The 7,614-nt window shown below is 39.0% G+C and carries 8 protein-coding genes and 1 pseudogene; 3 read left to right on the top strand and 6 right to left on the bottom strand.

All coding sequences use genetic code 11. The features are described from left to right. The 5 genes and pseudogenes from MHM87_RS19550 to MHM87_RS19530 all read right to left on the bottom strand — a co-directional run. Nucleotides 1-269, bottom strand: a pseudogene (locus MHM87_RS19550) (AMP-binding protein); the annotation flags it as partial. Between the two features lie 28 nt (nt 270-297). Further along, nucleotides 298-759, bottom strand: a complete 462-nt coding sequence (locus tag MHM87_RS19545; protein WP_239260809.1) for a hypothetical protein — start codon at nt 757-759, stop codon at nt 298-300. Nucleotides 760-778: 19 nt separating this feature from the next. Continuing rightward, complete coding sequence (locus MHM87_RS19540) at nt 779-1,135, bottom strand: hypothetical protein (protein WP_239260807.1); 357 nt, start codon at nt 1,133-1,135, stop codon at nt 779-781. A gap of 532 nt (nt 1,136-1,667) precedes the next feature. Continuing rightward, nucleotides 1,668-2,594 carry a lipase family protein gene (locus tag MHM87_RS19535; protein WP_239260805.1) on the bottom strand — a complete coding sequence of 309 codons (927 nt, stop codon included), beginning with the start codon at nt 2,592-2,594 and terminating at the stop codon, nt 1,668-1,670. Between the two features lie 50 nt (nt 2,595-2,644). Beyond that, entirely contained in the window at nt 2,645-3,466 is an 822-nt protein-coding gene (locus tag MHM87_RS19530) for a hypothetical protein (protein ID WP_239260803.1), read from the bottom strand. 110 nt (nt 3,467-3,576) lie between these two features. Here MHM87_RS19530 and MHM87_RS19525 point away from each other — a divergent pair, with 110 nt between their 5' ends. Further along, entirely contained in the window at nt 3,577-4,650 is a 1,074-nt protein-coding gene (locus tag MHM87_RS19525; RefSeq protein ID WP_239260801.1) for an alpha/beta hydrolase, read from the top strand. A 48-nt stretch (nt 4,651-4,698) separates the two neighbouring features. Beyond that, nucleotides 4,699-5,733: a DUF6792 domain-containing protein gene (locus MHM87_RS19520; protein ID WP_239260799.1), complete on the top strand. Its 1,035-nt coding sequence runs from the start codon at nt 4,699-4,701 to the stop codon at nt 5,731-5,733. Nucleotides 5,734-6,073: 340 nt separating this feature from the next. On the opposite strand, the gene MHM87_RS19515 is transcribed toward MHM87_RS19520, so the two are convergent. Then, nucleotides 6,074-6,271 (bottom strand): hypothetical protein, encoded by a 198-nt coding sequence (locus tag MHM87_RS19515; RefSeq protein ID WP_239260797.1) that lies wholly within the window; start codon nt 6,269-6,271, stop codon nt 6,074-6,076. A 774-nt stretch (nt 6,272-7,045) separates the two neighbouring features. On the opposite strand from MHM87_RS19515, the gene MHM87_RS19510 reads away from it, so the two are divergent. Further along, nucleotides 7,046-7,576 carry a dUTP diphosphatase gene (locus tag MHM87_RS19510; RefSeq protein ID WP_239260795.1) on the top strand — a complete coding sequence of 177 codons (531 nt, stop codon included), beginning with the start codon at nt 7,046-7,048 and terminating at the stop codon, nt 7,574-7,576. Nucleotides 7,577-7,614: the final 38 nt, after the last annotated feature.

Below are 7,614 nucleotides of genomic sequence, written 5' to 3'. Positions count from 1 at the left end.
ACATCCCGTTGGAAGGTAGTTAAATCTTCTACAAAGTGAATTTTGCCACCACTGTAGTAGCTTGAAAGCTCGACCAGTACACGCTCTGTAATATGCGCAAGTGGTAAGTAGCTCATTGTGCGATCGTCTTGGTTAATACCCAATTGATCAAGCGAGCGACGCGCAGCCCAACAAGCCGTATTGTAACTGTGCACCACCCCTTTAGGCTGACCAGTACTGCCAGACGTATAAATGATTGTCATCAAATCATCCATATCAGGTGGGGAATTGCAAAGTCAAATTTATCGATTTTACTACTTACTCGTCGCATATGATTTCAATTTTCCACTTGTCAGAAGAAGGTTGCGGAACACTTTTAGTTACTTCGCACTTTAACACCACTTTTGACTCCTCTTTGTAGATAACCTCTGAGTACCAAACCAGCGTAAATAATAATGCAACTGCTGCCAATGCTAAACAGTAATAATGTATGGTAGCAGTTTTGGTAACGATAGATTTTACTTCAACCAATGTCTGCTGATCTTTCTTTTGTGCTCTCACAATTCCAGCTGCAGAAGCCGCCATCGCTATTGCAGCACATCCTATACCAATCGCTGAGGCTATTATTATCCCATAGTAAACGCAGCTATAAATAAGACTAATTTTAGGTGCTAGTTTCTCTAGCGTATAAGCTAGAATTCCGATCGGAAAAAGTATTGTTACCTTCAGGGAGTCTAATATCGTTGTATATCTTTTTTCTTGCCTCGTGAATTCACTCACTATTCCCCCTCACGAGTAGCTATCTATCTGAGTCATCGCAAGGGCATATGGCTCTTATTGTTTGCCTGATCGTTCTTGGTAATACTTCATCACTGGATTTAGCAACACGTTTTGCAGTCTGATAGATAACTCTATCGAGATCATCTCGAGTGAATGCTGTAACTTCTTTCGGCGAGGCACCATTCAATTTTGCATAACACCCTACAGAATCCTGAAGTAGCCCTAAAATATAGATGATGTATTCACCATCTATTTCAATGAATCTGTCGACATCAATGTAATTGTCGACAGGAATAGTGCTACCAGCGTATTCAAATCCATTAGATTTTAGCGCTAAATGAACAAAAGATTGTATTTCAGACGAATTAAGTTCCATATGACTTCCATGTTGAGTGATTTGTTTAAAATATAAACACAAGCTACGATTTTAACAAGTGAGAAACATAAGTTGTGTGAATTAAGGCTATCGATAACCTCTACGATTAATGGGCTAGTTCGAGAAGTTTCAAGTTATATCTAGTTGTTACCCGTTGAATCGGTTGTAAACGCCAAACAACTCTCCGGCGATGGACTAGCACTAAGGTGGAGAATCGGGGAAAACATTTCACCGACTAGTTCAAGATCTACTATCATATCAAACACGCGCATACGCTGAGGCAGTATATAGTAATTTGGAATGTATTTTCCCCAAGCTAATACCGATTCTAAGGAACTGATTCGAATTTTACATCTAAAGGTTTCATACATCCTTACAATAGCAAAATGTCAGAATTGATAACCTTCTAAGATTTTACTTTTTTCGGTGAAGTAAACACTTATCGGCCCGAGTCTCACTCTGTTATAAAGCGTTCTTGCACACCTTTGATGTGCTAGTCTGGATACTTCCTACTCCTCCTCATTAAACATCGTTATTTTACTTGTTTCTCTAGCTCATCAGCCATACGTTTCAACGATGACAGTTTTTTTTCATCTTTCATGTACTTAAACACGTTACCAATTGCCCGGAATATATCTATGCCATGCTGCTTTACAGGATTACCGCTAGATAAATTTGTTCGTATCTCAACCACTAAGGGACTGATATTGGGTCTAAAATTGAACAAATAGAGAATCTGAGTAATGGCGCGTAAATAAGCCAGAATTTCGCCATGTTCATAAAACCGATAGATCCTCATATTTTTACAGGACAGTAATCTGCATCGTTTACCCAATGAAAAATATCCTGTAACAGGAGAACTGTCATACACATAGGAAAGTTTAATCTGTTCTACACTATATGCAGCTTGCTGTGCCAACCCTCCCCCCAATGAATGACCCACAGTGATATGCTTCAATGTTTTGGAGTTAGTTTTAAAAAAGTTTTCGACATTAGCAACATGCTCTGAAAACAGGTCTAGTACTTGTTGATAATAATCTTTTGGGACAAAAGGAATATACCGATAAATCCAATGGAAGTTTGAAAACCAATCCCCCAGCATTTTAAAACGCGTACCTCTAAAAACATATGCAACTAAAATCCTTTTCTCAGTTTCCCGGTAAAATGTCTGAAATTTGAGTCCTTTTAAGTAACTTTTCGACGCCGTCATACAGTTTGTGCCCAAAAGGTTGGAAAACATTTCATCCACTGATGACAAATGTATCCATTGCTCGACTGTCCGATTTTTTTCTAATTGCTCATCGGGGCTAAACTTTATATAAACATGTTCTGCCAAGACTGCGTATTCCCAACAGTGTTTTAAATAACTATCAACACTGCCGGAAAAAATATCTTCTAACGAATATACTTTATCATCGCTCCTGATGATGACTTCATTTGGGGTCTGTTTGTATACCAAGTTATATCCCTGTACCAAAAGGTCTTACCGAGAAAAACTATCACTAGCTGCTATTTACTAGCGAATAATTCACTAAAAGACATACTGAACCCTACGTATGTCTGAATACTATCTCCACCATCTCCGCCATCAGCATCAAGATTCGTCTGAATAAAAAATCTAGCAGGAAGAGACTCCGTCAATCCAAACAAGCTTAATTCGTTCAATACTATTCGGGCTTTAATCTTACTCCGACCATGAGAGTCATCAATGAAGATGTCGTTCTGACCTCTTCCGTACTCTAAAAAACTGCCTCGGAACTTACCATTCGAAATGATATATCCAATATTAATACTGTTAATATCTGCGACATCATCATCGTCATTATCCACTGCAACTCCAGCCACCTCGTAGCTCAAATATAATGAACCAGGCGCCTCAGCATTTTTCAAAAATCCTGCGTCCCATTCTAATCTGAAGCTTATACCTGCTTCATAAGAAGTTGCATTACGTAAAAGATACTTCCCTCTTTCCACACTATCTTCAGTCAAATTGATGTCACTGCAAATTACAGGAGGATCTGACACAGTACAATCCACCTCAGCGCTTCTAACCCCCCGAAGTGACTTACCACCAACCCATAACGAAAGCTCATCTCTGGAAATTAGATTATAATCAAATATAACCCCACCACTGAAACGCCATTTTGTTTCTTCATCACCATAATTAATATACTCCTCCACTGGCCCTGAAAAGTTATCGTATGCGGCCCCAAAATAGAGATCAGCGATGAAGTTCTCTCTTTCGGCTAGCTCAGCAGAAGAATTGTCGGAGTAACAGAGTATGAAAAGAAAGTAGATAAAAAATATATTATTTTTGTTGCGCTTTTTCATTTTCCCAGCATCCTTGCAGCTTAAATATTAATCAGCTATACATTATAATTATCAGTGGTTTTAAAAAAAATCAAATTTATTACTGACAAAATTCATAACATGGAGGTAGTATGAAACTAATTATCGCGCTTTTGTTCCTTATGTTGGTTGGTTGTGCCGGCTTACATTCAACTCCTCCTGACAACTATTCTTCTACTTCTGATCCCTCAACAATTCGCGTGCCTTTTGATCAGTACGGTGATATTTATCCTTCGTCACCGGAAACCAAAATGCCTGAGCAAAAATATTTTGGTTTCAATCACGCATTTAGTATTAAAAACTTCCTAGAAAACAACTCTCATCCCTACAACGATGACTTAATAGACCAACGTTACTCAAACATAGCAACACAAATTGTAACTAAGGCTAAGCGTCACCAAGGTTCAAAGATTGTATTCTTAATTCACGGTTTCAATAATTCATTCGAAGAGGCAAGTGATTCTTATGAAAAAATCAAATCGTTTATGAGGTTACATTCCAAAACCCATTTCATTTTTGTCGAGATTTACTGGGACGGGTTATATAAGGGTCCTTTTTCATTTCCTCTGCCTCTTGCATATTGGTTTGATTCGCTTACATATTCAAATATCGCCGGTCAGGTAGGATTAAGAAGGCTGTTCAATCACCTGCCCGACAATTCTCACATTTCAATCATTACTCATAGTCGCGGAGCCGGTGTTGCTTTAAGCGCATTACATGATCCTGTTTATGATAGCCATATTATTGTTCCGCATTTTGAAGAATTAAATCCGTATAAAATTGGTAAGGTGAATTTAATTAGCATTGCTCCTGCAGTAGGTACCGGACATTTATTTAGTGACATGCCTGATAATATAAAGCAATCCAGCCAGTTTTTTATTGGATTTAATGAAAATGATCCCGCTCTCCAAAAGTCAATAAAGAAATTTGGTGTGGACTCTCGAAACTTTGGTGACACATCTCTAGGAACCGATGATCTTTACTACCTAGAGATAGAGAAAAAGCTTAATAAAAACAGTAAAGTAATCCAGAGAGTTAAGTATGAAAACTATCATTCACATAGCTTTGATGGCTATATTCAAAATGAGGAAAAGACAAAATGCCTGCTCTGGGCATCTGAATTAATTGACGAGAATCCAGATGGTTGTCAATTGAAGAAAATTTAGAAATTTTTAACCGACGAATGAACAGAAAAACAACCAAGGGATAAGATAATGAAAGGAATAATTCTTCTGTCATTTATATTGTTATTACAAGGATGTGGGACCATAAAAACTTGGAAGGCTTACTCTGACGAATATGACAAAGAGGATGCCATTACAACAGCCCCGTTCTATGAAGATGAGTATTCTCAATCTATAGCAAAGCGCTTCGGACTAATGGCCTTATTTTCAGAGCTCGTTTATCAACGCCATTTAGGAGAGGACCGTGAAGATATTGATGAATGTCTGACCAATACAAAAATTATTGACTCGGACTCATACAATCCTCCTAAACTCCCGTTTTCAGATACTGGAATGTATTGGTCTCGATGGCGACCCATAAACAAAAATGTGCCTGTTTGTTACAGTGACAATGGGTTGTTCTATGACACGTTCGTACTTTACAGCTCTATAGGAAAAATTGAAGAGGCTGTAATCGCCTTTAGAGGAACAGAAAATCGCACAGGCGAGTTCATTGATGACTGGAAATCTAATCTTTCTTCGTTTTTTGGATTTGAGCCAACCCAATATGAAATATCTAGAAAGCTCTTGCCTAGCTTGATAAACGCACTAAAAACAACAAATCCAAATGTAAAAATATATTCAACTGGACATTCATTGGGTGGGGGGTTAGCGCAGCAGGCAGGCTATTTATCTAGAGATATCATCTCAGTAACAACATTTAACACCTCTCCAGTAACAAACTGGACTCACCTTCGTTTAAACAGATTAGTAGACAATCAATACCCCATAGTTTTCAGGCTATATCATGGTGGAGAGGTATTGGAGAAAGTACGCTTCATAACAACGAATTCTACAGATGCTCAGTTTGGTCGACATGACATCGGCGTACAATTTGAACCAAGATCCGGCTTCACTGGCCACAGCATGGAAATTATTACTTGTGCGATGGCAAAACTCATTGCAAGTCACGAGAACGAAGAATACGAAGCAGACCATCATTATGCCCCACAATATGTGTTATCAGAGCTGATGCAAGAAGGGCAAATGTGTTTTGAGATGAGTTCTGCTGAAGAATTGAGATAATCGTCAGACCGCACTAAATTGCCACAACTCGGTCCTCAGCGGTAATGATGAATATAAATGTCAAAACGAGAGTCTGGTAAATCACTATTTTAGTAAAGGTTTACATTAACTCTTGGTTAAATCCTTAGTTCTAGAACGCTTTAAATCGATGATGAAAGTCCTGCATCTGGTGATTCACCAGATATCGAAGAAGTGAACAAAGCCAATAAGAGATTGGAAAGCGGTCATCAGTCAGTTTATGATTATACGCAGTGTCTGTTTATCACTATGATAAACAGCCATCTACACAGAAGATCTTACAGTCTCGGAATTCCCCCACTGAAAACACATACATGGTTTTTCAGTGGGAATTCAGATATAAACCATTTGTATTGTTGTTGACATCAAGCAACCAGCTTCTAACAGAGATAGTTAGCTGAAGTTTTTGTTCTTCGTAGTCTTTACAGCCTTTTATGCCTCGCTGATTTTCAAAGGTAGTGAATTGGCTGAATTGGCTACCCGATATTGTTAGTAAGCGGATTGAGGCGCTTTCTTCCATATTCACTCAACAATTGCTAGCGATGCGCGATACCATTTTCTCGCAAGACAAAGATACTTTGGTTCTTCTAGCAAAGGAGTCTAGCGAGACATTTTCTAAGTGGTACCAGAGTTTTTTGTTCCGACGTTATCTGATACGAGCATTGGTAGGATTATTTGCCACGGCTGTTGGTTTGATTACCATCGTTTACTGGCAAGAACAGAGCAGTATCCTGCGTTTGCAGTTGGAATCAGTAAGTGAGCAGAGCCTACTACTTGGAGAACAAGTCCGGCTTCAGCGAACCCAATGGTTCTTAACGCAACGGACTGGATTATTTTCGATATTGATCGGGTCAATTATGATAAAGATCCGTGCCCGCATTTAGCAGATTTGCGTACCCGGACTCAAGCAGCGATCACATTGGTACGGGTGGCACAAGTCGAAATCAAAGCTAATGCAATATTGCGGACAAAACGAAACAAACAACTTATGCAAGACTTTGCGGAAAAATAGCTGACCGGCGAGGGCTCAAAGTGCGTCTTATAACCTTCACGCCTATCACGTCTAGTAATTAAATAAATCTCATTTGTTCTTTTTAAATGAATACTGTATAGCAGAGCTATAAAAACAATGACTCCCTCGTCATCGATTATTACATCCAAATCAGCAAGCTTTGATTTCTGATATTCATAGTTATCTAACTTTATTTTTTTCATAGTTAGCTAATAACAAATTCACATTTAGCAGTAAATGCTCATAAAAATATGACCTTACGAATTCGAAACACAATAGTTAATGCAAATTGAGCATCACGGCTGGAAATGGTGGAAAGCACAGCAAAAAGACTTGCCACAGCTTCAAATGGAATTGGTGGATATCTGGCACTTTGCACTAAGTGCCTGCATTATTGAATATAAAGGCGATATCGCTGAATCTGCAAAAAGTATTGCTTCTGAATTAGCAAGTGGCAAAACGCTAGTAACCTTCGATGGAAAGGACTACGACGCGTCAAATCTGACGCTTCTTGATAATTTAGAGCTCATGACGGGCCTTTGCGCCGCCAAACGCTTTAGCGTGCCACTATTCATGTTCATCGTAAGCCAGTGCGAAATGTCAGCTGACGAACTGTATCGTCAGTACGTAGGTAAAAATGTACTTAATTTTTTCCGCCAAGATAACGGCTATAAAGAAGGCACTTACGTAAAAGTGTGGGAAGGTCGTGAAGACAACGAGCACCTGGTAGAAGTAATGGATGCCCTAGATTTAACGAAGCCAGAGTTTAGCGACTTAGTGTATGAAGGGTTACGCTCTCGCTACCCTTCTTAAAGCGACCAATGCGTTTCGTTTAACGCGATGTAGCGTCG

The organism is Alteromonas sp. Cnat3-28, from assembly GCF_022348265.1.
Taxonomy (GTDB): Bacteria; Pseudomonadota; Gammaproteobacteria; order Enterobacterales; family Alteromonadaceae; genus Alteromonas; species Alteromonas macleodii.
This window is presented reverse-complemented; position numbering and strand designations above follow the sequence as displayed.